Below are 15,169 nucleotides of genomic sequence, written 5' to 3'. Positions count from 1 at the left end.
AACCTGACCCGCGCACAAAACCGCACACGATTATCGATGCCTTCGAAGTCATCGCGATTGCGCTTATCGCAGAAATTTAGTTCATCCCGCCCCCCACGCCACGCTCCCCGTGACCGACCCGTCACAGTTGTGGAGTCTCTGCTGAGGCCACTGGCGTCGGCGGCAAAGTCGGCCTAGAAGGCCGAACCATGGTCGACATCGCCGGAAAATCCACAGCCATGCGAGGCGCATGGGCTGCCGAAGCCCGCGCGACCCTGGCGCTCGCCTGGCCGCTGGTGATCACCAACCTCAGCCAAGGGGCGCTCGGCTTCACCGATACGATCATGATGGGCTGGATCGGGCCGCGGGCGCTCGGTGCCGGCGTGCTGGCGGTGAACCTCTATTTCGCCTTCCTGATCTTCGCCATCGGCGTCGTCACCGCCACCTCGCCGATGATCGCCATCGAACTCGGCCGGCGCAAGCACTCGGTCCGCGACGTGCGCCGCACCGTCCGTCAGGGCTGGTGGGCAGCGATCACCATCACCATTCCGATCTGGATCGTCCTGTGGAATGCCGAAGCGCTGTTCCTGCTGCTTGGCCAGGACCCGGAGCTAGCGGCCGAGGCGGCGCGCTACATGGCAACGCTCAAATGGAGCATCCTGCCGTTCCTCGGCTATATCGTGCTGCGCAACTTCGTCTCCGCGCTGGAGCGGCCGCGCGCCGCCATGTGGATCGGCATCACCGCCGTCGCCGTCAATGCCGCCTTCGTCTACGTCTTCATGTTCGGCCGGTTCGGCATGCCGGAACTCGGCCTTGCCGGCGCCGGGATCGGCACGGTGATCGCCAATCTCTACATGTTCCTCGGCATGGCCGCGATCGTGTCGTTTGACCGGCGGTTCCGCCGCTATGCGCTGTTCGGCCGCTTCTGGCGCGCCGACTGGGCCCGCTACCGGGACTTGTGGAAGCTCGGTCTGCCGATCGGCGTGACCCTCGCCTTCGAAGTCACCATCTTCAACGCCTCCGCCTTCCTGATGGGGCTGATCGGCCCGGCGCCGCTGGCGGCCCATGCCATCGCCATCCAGGTGGCGTCGATCGCCTTCATGGTCCCGCTCGGGCTGGCGATGGCCTCGACCGTCCGCGTCGGCCGGGCCTATGGCGCCGGCAATATCGCCGGCATCGGCCGCGCCGGCTGGACCGCCTTCGCCATGGCGATGACCTTCGCCGCCTGCACCTCGGCCGTCATGTTACTCGCCGGACGCCCGATCGTCGGTCTGTTCCTCGCCCTCGACGATCCGGCCAACCAGGCGGTGATCGGCATCGCGGTGACGCTGCTGATCCTGGCCGGCTTGTTCCAGTTCGCCGACGCTGGCCAGGCTGTCGCCGCCGGGATGCTGCGCGGCCTCGGCGACACCCGCATCCCGATGATCTACGCCGGAATTGGCTACTGGGGCGTCGGGATCGGGCTGGGTGTCATCCTCGGCTTCCTCACCCCGCTCGCCGGCGCCGGAATCTGGATCGGCCTCACCGTAGGACTTTCGGCGGTGGCTATCCCGCTTACCTGGCGCTGGGCGCGTCGCGACCGGATCGGCCTGACGACGAAGCCGCCGCCTGACGCGCGCGGCTAGGCCTTGGCGTCCTGGCTGGCGGCTGCTGCCTTGGCCCCCGTCAAACGCACGACGAACCAGACCAGAGCCACCGCTTGCAGCGCGACCAGGACGGCGAAGGCGACCCGGAAGCCCGTCGCCGCATCAGTGCTCGGCCACAGGCTGGCGATGATCCCGAACCCGAACTGGGCTATCGCCGCCGCCAGAAACACTAGGATGTTGCCGGCGGTGACCGCCCGTCCGGCGCGCTCTTGCCCGAAGTGTTCCGCCAGCAGCGCGTAATTGACCATGACCACCTGCACCACGAAGATGTAGACGAACCACAGGAGAAGGCTCCGTTCGGCAATCCCGACGATAAGCGCAACCTGAAAAGCGATGCCGAGCGCGGCCGCGACGCCGATCACAAACGTCGCCGGTCGACCGATCCGTTTCCCCAGCGAAGCGAACCAGCCGCCGCAGAGGTAGCCGACGGTCATCGACAGCGTTACCGCGAGCAGATAGTGGGCGCTGACCTGCGGCGTCAGTCCGACGACCTTCTGGAACCACGGTCCGAACCATAAGCCCTGCATGGCGATGAAAACGCCGGCGTTGATCGCGAACAGCGGGGCGATGGCCCAGAAGAACCGGTCGCGGTAGATCGCAATCAGGCCCGAAACCTCGTCGCGGAACGAGGTCGGCGTCGCGACATTACGGTCACGGTAGAGCAGCAACACGATCGCCGCGACGGCGAATGCAGCAACGCCGAAGACGAAGCAGACGACCCGCCAACCGAATTCGCCTTCGAGGAATTTCGCCGGCGATGTCGCCAACACCGCGCCGAGACCACCGGCGGCGAGAATGAGGCCGTTGTAGTAGGCGATGCGATCGCGCGGGAACCATTCGGTGATCCCCTTGAACGCACCCATCAGGCCGGTCGCCATGCCGATACCGAGGAGCCCCCGGGCCAGTGCCAGCACGACCGGATCGGAAGCGAGCCCGAACAGGATCATGCCGATGCCGCCGATGACGAAGAACAGCGCGTGGGTCACGCGCGCGCCCCACCGATCGAGCAAGAGTCCCAGCGGTAGCTGCGCGAGCGCGAAGGTGATCAGGAAAGTCGCGGTGATCACGCCGAGCTCGGCGCTGGTCAGACCGAGTTCGGTTTCCAGCGGATGGGCAAGGATCGCGTTGATCGATCGGGTGCCCATGGCGACCGCGTAGCCGAGCCCGAACGGCAACATCACGATGAGCCACCGACTCCGCCCACCGGCCGATTGATCCATACTCACCTCTTCCCGAATCCGCCCCGATGGCCGGAGCCTAGCGCCCGTGTTGGCGCGGGCCAAGCAAGGGGCGGACCGCGCCACCGGCGTCTTCACGCCGGCTCCCTCCCTAGGGTGGTGATACCGGTTTCCCTCCCCCCTTGCGGGGGAGGGTCAGGGAGGGGGGTGCGGTGGGAGAATCGCCGCGCGTCCAGCCCTGGGCGAAGGTTGCGGGCGCACCCCCCTCTGGCTTCGCTACGGCGCGCTTCGCGACGCCAAGCTCCGCCGTCTCCCGGCAAGGGGAGAGAGGGGCGTTTGAGCGCGGCGTGTCGTTCCGCGGAGAAATCCCCGTGCGGCGGGAGGGAATCCGGCGTCGTCGTGGATCGCTATCCCTCCTCATGCTGAGGAGCTCCGCGTCAGCGGAGCCTCGAAGCACGCTGGCCGGCCGGCAAACTGGACACTGAACGCGTCTTTCGAAGCTCGCCGGACTGCGCGGTCTCACCCCCGATCAGGTCGAGGGCAGGCTCTCAAGATGAGGCCGGCGCGGCGGTCCTTCCCTCCCAAACGGACTGCGGAGCGGGAACGGCCCGAAGGGCGGTGGGTGGGGTGACCGCGACCGGCCCAGCGGGTCTTCGCAGACTTGGCACAACCGCGGGGACCGAAGGGCCCCACCCGTCCGGCGCTCTGCGCCGGCCACCCTCCCCGGCTCCGGGGAGGGACGCGCGGGTTGCCAATGCTTCCGTATCCCAGGAAGCCACGACCGTCACCGCTCACCTCACCACGGTCCGCGACAAGAAAAGCGCAGCGGTGAGGCTGCGATCCCTCCCCGGATTTCGGGGAGGGGGGACCGCCCGTAGGGTGGTGGGTGGGGTGACCGCGACCGGCTCAGCGGGTCTTCGCAGACTTGGTACAACCGCGGGGACCCGAAGGGCCCCACCCGTCCGGCGCTCTGCGCCGGCCACCCTCCCCGGCTCCGGGGAGGGACGCGCGGGTTGCCTATACCTCTGCGTACCCCAGGCAGCCGACCAACGCTCACCTCACCACGGTCCGCGACAAAAAAAGCGCAGCGGTGAGGCTGCGATCCCTCCCCGGATTTCGGGGAGGGGGGACCGCCCGTAGGGTGGTGGGTGGGGTGACCGCGACCGGCCCCTACCGCGCGAACGCGCGGAACGGATTGTCGCGGATGAGCGTGTCGATGGTCGTCCGGTCGACACCGCTCGCCTCTAGCTTTGGCAGGAAGGTGTCGACGAGATAGGTGTAGGGCTTCGGCGTACCGCCGCCGGGTTCGGCGGGATCGTACCAGCCGCGGTCGTGGCTGATGAGCAACTGGTCGCCGAAGCCGGCGTCGAGCACGTTGCGGATCATGTCGAGATTGTACGCGTCGGTGTACAGGTTCGGGTCACCCCAGCCGCCGATGCCGTCGTTCTCGACCCACGCGCCGCGCCGTGCCGCCTCCAGATGCAACGCGAAGTCCGGTTCGGCCTGGGTGTGGATCCAGATGAACCGGGAGGCGGTGTAGCCGGCGTCCTCGAGGATGTTCAGCTGCTCCATCACCACCCGGCCGCGGATGGTGTGGCTGCCGATCACTGCGTTGGTCCGGGCGCCGGCGCGAGCCGCCGCGCGCAAAATCTTGGCTTCGGTGTCGGTGATCCCGTCGTCGCCGGCGCTGATCTTGATCCACGCAGCCTGGACGCCACTGTCTTCGATCCCCTCCTCCAGCTCGGCGATCATCCACTCGGCCAGCGCATCCTCGCTCCACTCATGGCCGAACGGCGGGACCCATGGTTCGCGGTAGATGCCGGTCGGCACCACGATCGGAAAGTCGGTGGCTTCGGAAACGGCCCGGTCGATGTCGGCGCGGCGGCCGACCCCGATCGTCGAGCACTCGACCAAGGCGGTGAAGCCTTGCGCCTTGATCCGTTCGATCTCCGGCGCCATCAGCCGGATCACGTCAGCCGCCTCGCCCTCGCCATAGCCCGGCTTGTCCCAGGTCCTGAGGTCGACGAAGACGTGCTCGTGCGGCAGGATCGGACCGAGGTCCTCGGCCCGCTTCGGCCCGAGCGTGGTGATCAGCTGTGCCATGGTTCAGTCCTCCTCCGTCTCGCCGAACAGGCCGAACTGCGCCGCCTGCCCGGCCGGCGCTTCCAGACCGAGGTGACGGAACGCGTTCGGGGTGAGCAGGCGCCCGCGCGGCGTGCGCTGGACGAAACCCTGCTGGATCAGGAACGGCTCGACGATCTCCTCGATCGCATCGCGCGGTTCCGACAAGGCGGCGGAGATGGTCTCGATCCCCACCGGACCGCCGCCAAAACTCTCCGCGATCAGGGTCATGTAGCGCCGATCAAGGGCGTCGAGGCCGAGGGCGTCGACTTCGAGCCGGCCAAGCGCCCGGTCGGCGGCGGCGGCATCGATCGGGTCGACGCCTTCGACCGCGGCGAAGTCGCGAACCCGCCGCAGCAGCCGCGTCGCGATCCGCGGGGTGCCGCGCGAGCGCCGGGCGATCTCGGCCGCACCGTCGTCGGTCAATGTTGTCCCGAGGATACGGGCGCCGCGCCGCACGATCCGCTCCAGTTCCGCCGTCTCGTAGAAATTGAGGCGCACCGGGATCCCGAACCGGTCGCGGAGCGGCGTGGTCAACAGTCCGAGCCGGGTGGTGGCGCCGACCAGGGTGAACGGCGCCAGCCCGATCTTGACCGAACGCGCCGCCGGCCCCTCACCGATGATCAGGTCGAGCTGAAAGTCCTCGAGCGCCGGGTAGAGGATTTCCTCGACCGCCGGGGCCAGTCGGTGGATCTCGTCGATGAAGAGCACGTCGCGCTCTTCGAGATTGGTGAGCAGTGCCGCGAGGTCGCCGGACTTGGCGATGACCGGGCCGGAGGTGGCGCGGAAATTGACGCCGAGTTCGCGCGAGACGATCTGCGCCAGCGTCGTCTTGCCGAGGCCGGGCGGCCCGACGAACAGCACATGGTCGAGCGCCTCGCCTCGTGCCTTCGCGGCATCGATGAACACCTTGAGGTTGGCGCAGGCCTGGGGCTGGCCAACGAAATCCGCCAGCCGCTGCGGCCGCAGCGTCGCGTCCCCGTCTTCGTCCCTGGCTTCGGGCGCGACAAGGCGGTCGGTCATCAAGTCATTTCCCGCCGGGTCCGTGGCAGGCATGAGTACCAGCAGGTCACCGTCGCGCCGATGCACCCCAGAAAAGTGGCGGGGTTGCCAATGGACCAACCGTCAACGGTCCAATCGTCAACGGTCGCGCCAAGGAATCGCCACCAAGTGAAACCGGCCACGGCGCCAACCACGACCGCTAGCCAGAAGCTGGAGCGGCGCCGTCCGAAATCCAACACGGCGAAGAAAATGCCGGCGATGCCGGCGGGGAGAGCGCCGATGAGCAAGGCTGGCCAAAGAGCAATTGGAAATATCATCGCTAGCGGGATGAGAAGTGGCCAGTCTTCCCCCTGCGCGAAGATTATCTGCAGTCCAATGTACAATAGTATATAGCCCAAGCAGAATACCGGACCGAGGACGACAAAGACAATCGGCGTGACGACGGCACGAACCACCGCCCTGTCCCAAAGCTTGTCGCCCAGATCCGTAGGCTTTGTCGCCACGAGGTTCTCGCTCCCGTTCATCGCCCGACCGGCGTGGGCGACATTGGATACTCCAATTCGATTTCGTCGCGAATGGGGATGCCATAGGCGCCGATCTCGGGAATGCTCGGCTTGATCCGGCGGCTTGCCGCGATCGCGCCCGCATGAACCGCCACGATACGGAAACCCCGTCGCTGATAGAACCGCAGGGCGTCGAGATTATCGTTGGTGGTGATCAGCCACAGCCGCCGCGCCGCTTGGTCGCGGGCCGCCTCGATCACCGCGTCAAGCAGGCACGAGCCGATGCCGCGTCTGGCTTCCAACGCGTCAAGGGTGACGATCTGCCAGTCCGGCGTCGCGTCCGACCAGCTGACGACGCCGACGCAGCGGTCGCCGTCCATCGCGCGCCGCGCCTTCAGTTCCGCCCCGGTCCACACCACGCCACGGCTGACCGCACCCGGCGCCCCCCAATGCTCGGCGATGAACGCGGCGAGCCAGGCCGGATCGTCGACGGGTTCCGGCGTCAGTGCGCTCATGGCTCGGGGCTCACCACTCGACCATGCGTCGTTCTCCGGCTAACGTTTCGGCCATGCTCGATGACGACACCGTCCGCGCCAATCTCACCGCCCAGCGCCGGGAACTGGAAGCGCTGAGCGCCGGGAGCGCCGAGGCCCGCAAGCCGGTCGCCCTCGATCAGCAGAGCGTCGGCCGCCTGTCGCGGATGGACGCGCTGCAGGGCCAGGCGATGGCCAATGCGGCCGAGCGGCGGCGCACCACCGAGATTGCCCGGATCGACGCGGCGCTGCGCCGTCTCGACGACGGCACCTATGGGGAATGCCTGCGCTGCGGCGAGGAGATCGCCGAGAAGCGGCTCGAAATCGATCCGGCGGCGACGCTGTGCGTCGCCTGTGCCAGGAACGCTTGAGGTCACGGGTCTAACCCGCCAGAGCTGGCAACGCTGTTCGCCGAAGCAGTTGGGCGCCCGGGCGCCCAAAGCCGCGATATCTTCCAGACAACCACTGCCGAAAGGACTGAAATGCCGACGCCCGCTGCGAAAGACAGAAACACGAACGCAATTGGCAAAAAGAAGAAACCGACAAAAAAACAAAGCGCGAAATAAAACGCACCACCGCAGATGAGTCCTGCTGCTACAGCATTCCGAAGCGTCGACCCCGTGTCTCGATCCTCGATTGCGATGACCAGACCGACGGCCAAAGCGGGCACCACACCCGAACCCGCTCCATAAGCCGCAACGTCGTTCAATGCCAATTCGGGAGAAACAAGGAACCGCCCAAACTCACTAACTACTAGGATCCCAACTAGTCCGCCAATCGTCGGGCCCAAGACCGCAAACGCCAGCACCGTGGAGGCGAACCGAAGCGCAGCGGAGGCCCGCGCGCCCATCACCGCGCCAGTTCCTTCAAACCGAGGCGGATCAGCTCCTCGGTCGCCGCACCCTCGCCCGCCGACCGCGCGGCGGCGGCGACGGCGGCGCTGGCCTGAACCTGCGCGTAGCCGAGATTGACCAGCGCCGATACCGCGTCGGCGACCGGCTGTGGCGCGGTGCGCTCGGCGAGGTCCGCCTGCAGCCCGACCACCGCCGGGTCGGCCGAACTATAGGCGGGCGCCTTGTCGCGGAGTTCGGCGACGATCCGCTCGGCCACCTTCTTGCCGACGCCGGGCGCCCGGCCGAGTTGCGCCCTGTCCTGCAACGCGATCGCCGTGGCGAGGTCTCCCGGGGTCATCACCCCGAGCACCGCGATCGCCACCCGGGCGCCGACCCCCTGGACCGTCTGCAGCAGCCGGAACCACTCGCGCTCCAGATCGCTGGCGAACCCGTAGAGCCGGATCATGTCTTCGCGGACATAGGTGTCGATCGACAGCGACGCCGCTTCGCCCGGCGGCGGCAGCGCTTGCAGCGTGCGCGGCGAGCAATGGACCAGGTAGCCGACGCCGCCGACGTCAACGATCACCCAGTCATCGCCATAGGAGTCGATGATGCCCTTGAGCTTCCCGATCATGGACGGGCGTCCGGGGAGATGATGTCGAGCGATGGAAAGTACGTACGGTAATAGCCCCGGTCTCGGGAGAGGAGCCGATAGCCACGCACCGCGGCGTGGGCCCCGATGAAGAAATCCGGCAGCGGCGAGGAGCGCTTTCCGCCGCGCCGGCGGTACTCCAGAAACGCCACGCCAGCCATGAAGGCCGCGTCCCAGGGAACACTCTCGCGCCGATAGCGATCAGGGACCATCGCCATATCAAGCGATTCCAAAGTCTCGAAACCTGCGGCCAATTCCGCATAGATCACCTGATTGATAACGAGCGATCCCTCGTCACCGGCAGCGGTGATCATACGATCAGACCAGGCGAACCAGACGGGATCGTTGTTGGCGATATCGAGCAGAACGTTGGTGTCGACGAGGACGTCAGTCATCGCCGCGAAGCAACGCCATGATCTCGTCGGTCGTTAAGTGCCGATTGCGGGTTGCGGTATCGCGAAGCGACTCGGCAATTTCCTGACCACGCGTCCGGCCGGTCTTCGAAGCCGGTGCCCGCTTCAGGGTCACCACTTCGCCCTTGATGCCGAATGCGACCTCGCTGCCTGGGCGGATTCCGGCTTTGTCGCGGATGGCCTTGGGTATGGTGACCTGCCCCTTGCTGGTAACCCGCATCTGCAACTCCAAAGCAATTCTTACCTTGAGAAGTAAGAAATAGAACATTTGGGCAACAAACGCAAGGATGGCCGGATCGGAGAGGGACGGATTCGTCCGGGTCCAGATTGGTGCCGGATAGCACGCTGGGAGCCTCCTGACAGGTAGCTGTCCGCAGCGGTTTGCTAGCAGTCGGTCTCCCTCAAACACACTTCGGAGACCAGACCCATGAGTACCATCTCGATCGAAATCGCCCCGTTCCGGCGCGCCGCCGGCACCAGCCAGAGCGCACTGGACGCAGCGTCCCGGCGGCTCGAAACCGACTTCCTCGAAACCCTGCCCGGCTATCTCGGCCGGCTCGTCCTCCAGCAGGGCGACGACCGGTTCATCGATCTCGCCATCTGGGCGAGCCGCGCCGACGCCGACGCGGCCGGCGAGAAGGCTAAAACGAGCGAGACCTGCGCCGCCTATTTCGCCTGCATGGCGGACGCCGATCCCGACGCGCCCGAGGCCGGGGTCGAGCACTATGCGGTGATAGCGGCGTTCGGTCAGGCGCGGACGTTGACCGAACTCGTCCCAGCCTAACCAACCGCCTGCCGCCGCGCCGCCGCCGCGGTGCGGTGGTGGGCGTGGCAGACCGCGATCGCCAAGGCGTCGGCCGCATCGTCGCTGTCGAAGCGGGCGCGCGGCAGGAGCACGCGGACCATCGCCCGGATCTGGGCTTTGTCGGCGTGGCCGACGCCGACGATCGTCTTCTTGACTGCGTTGGGCGCGTATTCGGCAACGACGATCCCGGCTCGGGCGGGCACCACTAGGGCTATGCCCCGCGCCTGACCGAGTTTCAGCGTGGCCGCCGCGTCGCGGTTGACGAAGGTCTGCTCCACCGCGGCCTCGTCCGGCGCATGATCGGCGACGATCGCCGCGAGGCCGTCGTGAAGGGCCAGGAGCCGTACCGCCAGCGCGCCGTCGATCGGCGCCCGCACCGTCCCGGCGGCGATGAAGTCGAGGGCGTTGCCGCGCATCGCCACCACGCCCCAGCCGGTCCGGCGGAGGCCGGGGTCGATGCCGAGAATGCGAATCGCCGCGGTCATGAAGTTGATACCTAACCGCGTTCACCGTCGGCGGCTACCGATGTTTGGTGCGCTGCGCGTGCAGGCAAATCCGAGATTGCGTAGGAACGTTTTTCCGGGCAGCTTGCATTACCGAAACGGGTTCGACGCCTTGACACCGAAGACGACCGCTCTGCTTCTCGCCACCGCGTTCGGCCTCACCGGCACGACGGTAGCGGCCGACGATCCGCCGGTGCCGATCATTATCTCGACCGACACGGCGACGGGACTGATCGGCGGATGGGTGCCGGGCGCCAGCGACGTCGACGACGGCCTGGCCATCGCGATGGCGATCGACTCGCCGCGCCTCGATGTTCGCGGCATCGTCGTCACCTGGGGCAACACGTTCGTCGATCCGTCCTACACGGTGGCGAAGCGTATCGTCGATGGCATGGGCACGTCGGTCCCGGTCGTCCACGGGGCTCCTCGGGCCCTGCCGCGAGATCCGATGAGCAACTATGAAGGGACTGCGATCACCACGGCTTGCCTCAACGACGGCGTTCGCTTCATGGCCGGGGCGCTCGAGGCGGCGTCGGAGCCGGTCACCATTATCGCGATCGGCCCGCTCACCGACTTGGCCTGCCTGGCGGTGAATTATCCCGACGCGATCGGCAACATCGAGCGCGCCGTGGTGACCGGCGGTCGCGATCCTCACCAGAGGCTTGAGATCGCCGGCATCCGTATCGGTGACTTCAATATGGCGATCGACATACCAGCGGTGAAGTATCTCCTCAACGAAACCACCATCCCCATCCGTTTCATGTCCTACGGCCTGACATCGAGCTTCCTCGTCCCGTCGTCCGATCGCAATGTCCTTTGTCAAAGCACACTGCCGATCGCCACAGACTTCCTGTGTCCGGCGCTCGTGCCGTGGATCGATCAATGGCGGGACACATTCGGCGAGGACGGCTTTCACCCGTGGGACCAGAACGCCGTGTTCGTGACCGCCGAGCCGGATGCGTTCATCTGTGAGCCGGCCCAATACACGATCGTCGACTGTTCGAAAGGCGACTGCGCCGGACACGAGGCCCCGCTGCCGTTCCTCGTGGCCCTTGAGACCGATCAGGTCTGGTTGACGCCCGACGGCGATTCCGATCGCATCGAGATGTGTCGATCCTACGCCCCGGGCGACGGGAAAGCCCGGTTCAGCGAAGCCATCTACGCGTTCGCACGGGACAAGCCCCAGTAGCTTCCGGACAAGACCTGACAACACCGGCACGAAATCGTGTTAAGGCGCCGGTCCCTGCCGGCCATACAGCCGATCGCCCATCCACGGATCTCCCATGTCCTTCGACGTTGCCTACCTGGTCGCCATCGCGGCGGCGCTCGCCGCCGGATTCGTCCGCGGCTTCACCGGCTTCGGCGCGGCGTTGATCTTCGTGCCGGTGGTGGCCGCTGCCTTTTCGCCGAAGCTGGCGGCCCCGGTCCTGCTGGTTCTCGATTTCGTCCTGACCCTTCCGTTGCTGGTCAAGGCGGTCCGCCTGGTGCGGTGGCGAACGGTGCTGCCGGCGGCGCTTGCCGCCATGGTCACGGCGCCGATTGGCGCTTACATGCTGACCACCGGCGATCCGGTGACCTTGCGGTGGGTGATCACCGCGATCGTTGCCGCCCTGCTCGTCCTGCTGGTGTCGGGCTGGCGCTATCACGGCGAACCGCACCCGATCCCCTCCATCGCGGTCGGGGCGAGCGCCGGGGTTCTCGGCGGCATCGCCCAGGCGTCGGGACCGCCGGTGATCGCCTACTGGATCAGCGGGCCCTATTCGATGGCGGTGGTGCGCGCCAATATGATCTGCTTCTTCGCGACGATCAGTCTGTCGAGCTTCACGGCTTACTTCTGGAACGGCCTGTTCTCGTGGGAGGTGGGGGAACTGGTGCTGATCTTGGCGCCGGCCTACGCCGTTGCCGTGTTCGTCGGCGCGCGGATGTTTCAAAGATCAGGCGCCGTCGCCTATCGCGGGCTCGCCTATGGGGTGATCGCCCTTGCGGCAATCCTGAGCATGCCGGTGTTCGACGGCGTCTTCGACTGAGACCGGCAGCGCTCAGGCCGCCGTCAGTTTCTCCATGATCGCGTCGGAGACCTCGAAGTTCGCATAGACCTCCTGGACATCGTCGTCGTCCTCAAGCGCCGCGACCAGCTTCATCATCGTACCGGCCTTCTCTTCGTCGAGGTCGGTGGTCGTCTGCGGACGCCACACCGCCTTGACGGTTTCGGCCTCGCCGAGCGCTGTTTCCAGCGCCTTGGCGACATCGCCAAGGTCGGTGAAGGAGCATGTGATGACGTGGCCATCCGCGTCGCTCTGGACGTCGTCGGCGCCGGCTTCGATCGCCGCTTCGAGCACGGCATCGGCCGAACCGGCCTCCGGCTTGTAGATGATCTGGCCGACCCGATCGAACATGAAGGCTACCGAACCGGTCTCGCCGAGGGTCCCGCCGTTCTTGGTGAAATAGGACCGCACCGCGCCCGCCGTGCGATTTCGGTTGTCGGTCAGTGCCTCGACCACCACCGCGACCCCGCCCGGACCGTAGCCCTCGTAGCGGACTTCCTCGTAGTTCTCGCCATCGACATCGCTCGCCTTCTTGATCGCCCGCTCGATGTTGTCCTTGGGCATGTTTTCCGAGCGCGCGTTCTGGACCGCGAGCCGGAGCCGCGGGTTCATCGCCGGATCGGGCATCCCCATCTTGGCGGCGACGGTGATCTCCTTGGCGAGCTTGGAAAACACCTTGGACCGGCGCGCGTCGGCGGCGCCCTTCTTGTGCATGATGTTCTTGAATTTCGAATGGCCGGCCATGGGCAACTCCGGAGTGGCGGTCCGCCGGCTCACGCGTCGAGCGGGCGGCGGACGAACAGAGAAAAATCGTTGATGGCCGCGGGTTATACGTCCGCGGCAGCGTGAAAGGAAGGGTCGGGCGGCAGTGCGAGGCGTATTCGGGTCGACCGATCAATCGACCCAGAACGACGGAATCGTCTCGCTCAGCGCACCACCTAGCCGCACGGGCGCGACCGCAGTCGCCAGCCCCGTATTGTCGTCGACCTCGACCGCGAGGCCCGACAGCGTCGCCGGGCCCCGCGACGGGCTGAACCGCTCGCCGGGCACCCGGGTGAGAAACCGGCGGAGCGGCTCCTCCTTGTCCATACCGATCACCGACTCGTAGTCGCCGCACATGCCGACATCGGTCTGGTAGGCGGTGCCGGCGGGGAGAATCCGATGGTCGCTGGTCGGCACATGGGTGTGCGTGCCAAGGAGCAGTGTCGCCCGCCCGTCGACGAAATAGCCGGCCGCCTGCTTCTCGCTCGAAGCCTCGGCGTGGAAATCGATCACCACCGCATCCGCCTGCTCGCCCAGTGGACAGGCGGCGAGTTCCCGGTCGAGCGCCGCGAACGGGTCGTCGAGCGACTCCATGAAGATGCGGCCCATCACGTTGACCACCAGCACCCGCGCGCCGTTGCGGGCGGTGAACAGACCCGAGCCGCTGCCCGGCGTTCCGGCCGGATAGTTGGCCGGCCGCAGGAACCGCTCTTGTCGGTCGGCGAACACCAGTGCTTCGCGTTGATCGAAGACGTGGTTGCCGGTGGTGATCGCGTCGGCCCCGGCATCCACGATCGCCTGATGAATGTCCTCGGTGATGCCGAACCCGCCGGCGGCGTTCTCGCCGTTGACGACGACGAAGTCGAGACGGCGATCGGCGACCAGCGACGGCAACTGCTCGACCACCGCGTTTCGCCCCGCGCGTCCAACGATATCGCCAAGAAACAGAAGCCGCATTGCGCCCCCTCACCTACCGCCCGCGAAAGTCGAGCACCTCCGCGTCGGTCACCACCCAATCGAGCCTGATGTCATGGGGTTCCAGCGGGATCGGGTCAACCTCCTGGACCGCGAAGGCGATACCGACGAGATGCGGCGCCGCGCCGGATGCCCGCATCGTCGCAATCGCCCGATCGTAGTGGCCCTTGCCATAGCCGAGCCGCCCGCTGTCGCGGTCGAAGCCCACCAGCGGCACCAGCAGCGTATCCGGGGAGACCACCGGCGCCGACGGTGGCGGCTGACGGGTGCCGAAGCCCGCCGGGACAAGCGGGGCAGCTTCGTCATAGCTGCGGAACACGATGGTCTGCCGATCCTCGAACGCCGGCAGCGCGATGGTCGCGCCCTGGTCGCGCAACGCTGCCATCAGCGGCTGCGGATCACATTCACTGCCGATCGGCAGGAAGCCGGAGACACAGCGCGGCGCGAGCGCGGTCATCAGCGGTTCCGCTTTCCGATGGATGGCGGCCGATCGGTCAGCCCGCTCCGCCGCCGATAGTTCGTCGCGGCGGGCGAGCGCGGCCCGCCGCAGGGCAATCTTGGAACGGGCGGCCTGTGGTGCCATCGGCGAGGTTGGGCTGGGCTCTGAGGAAGGAAAGCGAAGCCGTGAAGTCGGTGGAGTGTGCGATCCCGGAGACCTACAGAGTAGGTGGGCGCCGTGTGCATGAACCCACGAGCTCGCGCAGGGACAGCTCCCGTTAGGATCGATAAGGCCCCGGGGATAGTTACTCCTGCCGGGCCCCACAGCCTCGCCTGGGGGCAGATATAGAGGTCGCCGCGCCGCGGCGCCAGAGGCTCCGGTCGCTCAGTCGGCGTGGCCGAGCGGGTCGGTGCCGCGCAGCCGTTCCGCCACCGCCTCCAGGCGGTCGGCCAGCGCTTCGAGCGAGCGGGCGACCGTGGTCTCGGCCCCTTCCTGCCGCTCGACCAGCGCGGCGCGGGCTTCCTCCAGCCCGGCGATCTCACCCTCGAGCACGCTCAGGCGGCGCTCGGACTCGGTGTAGTTGTCGGCCATGGTGATCGCCGCCATCACGGTGAGACGCTGATCGCCGATCTCGCCGAACTGGCCGCGCAGCTCCTCGATCGTCTCGTCGAGCTGGCGCCCGAGCGCGGCGAGGTGTTCCTCCTCGCCGTCATTGCACGCCATGCGGAAGGTCTTGCCGCTGATGGTGACGTTAACTTGTCCCATGATACGCCCCTACTC

19 protein-coding genes and 1 other RNA gene are annotated in these 15,169 nt (G+C 66.9%); 5 read left to right on the top strand and 15 right to left on the bottom strand.

Going from position 1 to position 15,169, the window contains the following annotated elements; translation table 11 throughout:
* The first annotated feature begins 188 nt into the window (after positions 1–188).
* A complete protein-coding gene (locus ACO076_RS09085; RefSeq protein WP_421726401.1) occupies positions 189–1,604 on the top strand; it encodes an MATE family efflux transporter in 1,416 nt (471 codons plus the stop codon).
* On the opposite strand, the gene ACO076_RS09080 is transcribed toward ACO076_RS09085, so the two are convergent.
* From ACO076_RS09080 to ACO076_RS09060, 5 genes are all read right to left on the bottom strand, one after another.
* A complete protein-coding gene (locus ACO076_RS09080; protein WP_421726400.1) occupies positions 1,601–2,845 on the bottom strand; it encodes an MFS transporter in 1,245 nt (414 codons plus the stop codon). The genes ACO076_RS09085 and ACO076_RS09080 overlap by 4 nt on opposite strands.
* Positions 2,846–3,973: 1,128 nt before the next feature.
* Positions 3,974–4,906, bottom strand: coding sequence for a phosphotriesterase family protein (locus ACO076_RS09075; protein ID WP_421726399.1), 933 nt, complete (start codon positions 4,904–4,906; stop codon positions 3,974–3,976).
* 3 nt (positions 4,907–4,909) lie between these two features.
* Positions 4,910–5,947 carry a Holliday junction branch migration DNA helicase RuvB gene (ruvB, locus tag ACO076_RS09070; RefSeq protein ID WP_421726398.1) on the bottom strand — a complete coding sequence of 346 codons (1,038 nt, stop codon included), beginning with the start codon at positions 5,945–5,947 and terminating at the stop codon, positions 4,910–4,912.
* The gene (locus tag ACO076_RS09065; RefSeq protein WP_421726397.1) at positions 5,947–6,429 is read right to left on the bottom strand and encodes a hypothetical protein; all 483 of its coding nucleotides are present in this window, start codon (positions 6,427–6,429) and stop codon (positions 5,947–5,949) included. Before ACO076_RS09065 ends, ruvB begins: the two co-directional genes overlap by 1 nt.
* Before the next feature lie 17 nt (positions 6,430–6,446).
* A complete protein-coding gene (locus ACO076_RS09060; protein ID WP_421726396.1) occupies positions 6,447–6,944 on the bottom strand; it encodes a GNAT family N-acetyltransferase in 498 nt (165 codons plus the stop codon).
* A 53-nt stretch (positions 6,945–6,997) separates the two neighbouring features.
* Here ACO076_RS09060 and ACO076_RS09055 point away from each other — a divergent pair, with 53 nt between their 5' ends.
* Positions 6,998–7,333, top strand: a complete 336-nt coding sequence (locus ACO076_RS09055) for a TraR/DksA family transcriptional regulator (protein ID WP_421726395.1) — start codon at positions 6,998–7,000, stop codon at positions 7,331–7,333.
* A 2-nt stretch (positions 7,334–7,335) separates the two neighbouring features.
* Here the strand turns inward: ACO076_RS09055 and ACO076_RS09050 are convergent, their stop codons facing one another.
* The 4 genes from ACO076_RS09050 to ACO076_RS09035 all read right to left on the bottom strand — a co-directional run bounded on the left by ACO076_RS09050 (position 7,336) and on the right by ACO076_RS09035 (position 9,080).
* A complete protein-coding gene (locus ACO076_RS09050; protein WP_421726394.1) occupies positions 7,336–7,671 on the bottom strand; it encodes a hypothetical protein in 336 nt (111 codons plus the stop codon).
* 140 nt (positions 7,672–7,811) lie between these two features.
* Positions 7,812–8,429: a Holliday junction branch migration protein RuvA gene (gene ruvA / locus ACO076_RS09045; RefSeq protein WP_421726393.1), complete on the bottom strand. Its 618-nt coding sequence runs from the start codon at positions 8,427–8,429 to the stop codon at positions 7,812–7,814.
* Positions 8,426–8,842, bottom strand: a complete 417-nt coding sequence (locus tag ACO076_RS09040; protein ID WP_421726392.1) for a type II toxin-antitoxin system VapC family toxin — start codon at positions 8,840–8,842, stop codon at positions 8,426–8,428. Before ACO076_RS09040 ends, ruvA begins: the two co-directional genes overlap by 4 nt.
* Complete coding sequence (locus ACO076_RS09035) at positions 8,835–9,080, bottom strand: AbrB/MazE/SpoVT family DNA-binding domain-containing protein (protein ID WP_421726391.1); 246 nt, start codon at positions 9,078–9,080, stop codon at positions 8,835–8,837. The genes ACO076_RS09040 and ACO076_RS09035 overlap by 8 nt, the downstream gene beginning before the upstream one ends.
* A gap of 207 nt (positions 9,081–9,287) precedes the next feature.
* Here ACO076_RS09035 and ACO076_RS09030 point away from each other — a divergent pair, with 207 nt between their 5' ends.
* Entirely contained in the window at positions 9,288–9,644 is a 357-nt protein-coding gene (locus tag ACO076_RS09030; RefSeq protein WP_421726390.1) for a hypothetical protein, read from the top strand.
* Here the strand turns inward: ACO076_RS09030 and ruvC are convergent.
* Positions 9,641–10,150, bottom strand: coding sequence for a crossover junction endodeoxyribonuclease RuvC (gene ruvC, locus ACO076_RS09025; protein ID WP_421726389.1), 510 nt, complete (start codon positions 10,148–10,150; stop codon positions 9,641–9,643). The two genes, ACO076_RS09030 and ruvC, sit on opposite strands and share 4 nt — an antisense overlap.
* A gap of 130 nt (positions 10,151–10,280) precedes the next feature.
* Here ruvC and ACO076_RS09020 point away from each other — a divergent pair, with 130 nt between their 5' ends.
* Positions 10,281–11,357: a nucleoside hydrolase gene (locus ACO076_RS09020; protein WP_421726388.1), complete on the top strand. Its 1,077-nt coding sequence runs from the start codon at positions 10,281–10,283 to the stop codon at positions 11,355–11,357.
* Between the two features lie 94 nt (positions 11,358–11,451).
* On the top strand, positions 11,452–12,195 hold the full coding sequence (locus ACO076_RS09015) for a sulfite exporter TauE/SafE family protein (RefSeq protein ID WP_421726387.1): 744 nt from the start codon (positions 11,452–11,454) through the stop codon (positions 12,193–12,195).
* 12 nt (positions 12,196–12,207) lie between these two features.
* On the opposite strand, the gene ACO076_RS09010 is transcribed toward ACO076_RS09015, so the two are convergent.
* The 5 genes from ACO076_RS09010 to ACO076_RS08990 form a co-directional block, all read right to left on the bottom strand.
* Positions 12,208–12,957: a YebC/PmpR family DNA-binding transcriptional regulator gene (locus tag ACO076_RS09010; RefSeq protein ID WP_421726386.1), complete on the bottom strand. Its 750-nt coding sequence runs from the start codon at positions 12,955–12,957 to the stop codon at positions 12,208–12,210.
* Positions 12,958–13,107: 150 nt separating this feature from the next.
* On the bottom strand, positions 13,108–13,932 hold the full coding sequence (locus ACO076_RS09005; protein ID WP_421726385.1) for a TIGR00282 family metallophosphoesterase: 825 nt from the start codon (positions 13,930–13,932) through the stop codon (positions 13,108–13,110).
* A 13-nt stretch (positions 13,933–13,945) separates the two neighbouring features.
* On the bottom strand, positions 13,946–14,533 hold the full coding sequence (locus ACO076_RS09000; protein WP_421726384.1) for a 5-formyltetrahydrofolate cyclo-ligase: 588 nt from the start codon (positions 14,531–14,533) through the stop codon (positions 13,946–13,948).
* A gap of 32 nt (positions 14,534–14,565) precedes the next feature.
* Positions 14,566–14,721: non-coding RNA, 6S RNA (gene ssrS, locus ACO076_RS08995), on the bottom strand.
* Between the two features lie 52 nt (positions 14,722–14,773).
* Positions 14,774–15,154 carry a cell division protein ZapA gene (locus ACO076_RS08990; RefSeq protein ID WP_421726383.1) on the bottom strand — a complete coding sequence of 127 codons (381 nt, stop codon included), beginning with the start codon at positions 15,152–15,154 and terminating at the stop codon, positions 14,774–14,776.
* Between the last annotated feature and the right edge of the window lie 15 nt (positions 15,155–15,169).

It is taken from the genome of Bauldia sp., assembly GCF_965232525.1.
In the GTDB taxonomy this organism is placed as follows: Bacteria; Pseudomonadota; Alphaproteobacteria; order Rhizobiales; family Kaistiaceae; genus Bauldia.
Note: the sequence above shows the minus strand (reverse complement) of the source record. Positions and strands in the feature narration are given on the sequence as shown.

Excerpts from the sequence above, each read along its gene's own strand:
- ACO076_RS09085 (WP_421726401.1), top strand. The coding sequence starts at position 189 with ATGGTCGACATCGCCGGAAAATCCACAGCCATGCGAGGCGCATGGGCT.
- ACO076_RS09080 (WP_421726400.1), bottom strand. The coding sequence starts at position 2,845 with ATGGATCAATCGGCCGGTGGGCGGAGTCGGTGGCTCATCGTGATGTTG.
- ACO076_RS09075 (WP_421726399.1), bottom strand. The coding sequence starts at position 4,906 with ATGGCACAGCTGATCACCACGCTCGGGCCGAAGCGGGCCGAGGACCTC.
- ruvB (WP_421726398.1), bottom strand. The coding sequence starts at position 5,947 with ATGACCGACCGCCTTGTCGCGCCCGAAGCCAGGGACGAAGACGGGGAC.
- ACO076_RS09060 (WP_421726396.1), bottom strand. The coding sequence starts at position 6,944 with ATGAGCGCACTGACGCCGGAACCCGTCGACGATCCGGCCTGGCTCGCC.
- ACO076_RS09055 (WP_421726395.1), top strand. The coding sequence starts at position 6,998 with ATGCTCGATGACGACACCGTCCGCGCCAATCTCACCGCCCAGCGCCGG.
- ruvA (WP_421726393.1), bottom strand. The coding sequence starts at position 8,429 with ATGATCGGGAAGCTCAAGGGCATCATCGACTCCTATGGCGATGACTGG.
- ACO076_RS09040 (WP_421726392.1), bottom strand. The coding sequence starts at position 8,842 with ATGACTGACGTCCTCGTCGACACCAACGTTCTGCTCGATATCGCCAAC.
- ACO076_RS09035 (WP_421726391.1), bottom strand. The coding sequence starts at position 9,080 with ATGCGGGTTACCAGCAAGGGGCAGGTCACCATACCCAAGGCCATCCGC.
- ACO076_RS09030 (WP_421726390.1), top strand. The coding sequence starts at position 9,288 with ATGAGTACCATCTCGATCGAAATCGCCCCGTTCCGGCGCGCCGCCGGC.
- ruvC (WP_421726389.1), bottom strand. The coding sequence starts at position 10,150 with ATGACCGCGGCGATTCGCATTCTCGGCATCGACCCCGGCCTCCGCCGG.
- ACO076_RS09015 (WP_421726387.1), top strand. The coding sequence starts at position 11,452 with ATGTCCTTCGACGTTGCCTACCTGGTCGCCATCGCGGCGGCGCTCGCC.
- ACO076_RS09010 (WP_421726386.1), bottom strand. The coding sequence starts at position 12,957 with ATGGCCGGCCATTCGAAATTCAAGAACATCATGCACAAGAAGGGCGCC.
- ACO076_RS09005 (WP_421726385.1), bottom strand. The coding sequence starts at position 13,932 with ATGCGGCTTCTGTTTCTTGGCGATATCGTTGGACGCGCGGGGCGAAAC.
- ACO076_RS09000 (WP_421726384.1), bottom strand. The coding sequence starts at position 14,533 with ATGGCACCACAGGCCGCCCGTTCCAAGATTGCCCTGCGGCGGGCCGCG.
- ACO076_RS08990 (WP_421726383.1), bottom strand. The coding sequence starts at position 15,154 with ATGGGACAAGTTAACGTCACCATCAGCGGCAAGACCTTCCGCATGGCG.